At 70.0% G+C, this 227-nt stretch carries 1 protein-coding gene; it reads left to right on the top strand.

All coding sequences use genetic code 11. The features are described 5' to 3' along the window. Positions 1-227 (top strand): hypothetical protein (locus AACQ95_RS17125; RefSeq protein ID WP_241281110.1); only part of this gene is annotated, 227 nt, incomplete at both ends.

The raw sequence follows: 227 nt of genomic DNA, 5'->3' as shown, positions 1-227 counted from the left end.
GGCGAGTTCAAGGCCGGTGACACCGTCACCCTGACCGTCAACGGCAAGCCGTTCACCGGCCCGGTGGACGCCGATGGCCGCTTCACCATCCTGGTGGCGGGCAGCGATCTGGCGGCCGATGGCGACAAGACCATCGATGCCAGCGTGACCAGCACCGACGCGGCGGGCAACAGCGCCACCGCGACCGACAGCGAAGGCTACGGGGTCGACACCCAGGCGCCGGTGGA

The organism is Aeromonas sp. MR19 (assembly GCF_963899305.1).
In the GTDB taxonomy this organism is placed as follows: Bacteria; Pseudomonadota; Gammaproteobacteria; order Enterobacterales; family Aeromonadaceae; genus Aeromonas; species Aeromonas bestiarum.
Note: the sequence above shows the minus strand (reverse complement) of the source record. Positions and strands in the feature narration are given on the sequence as shown.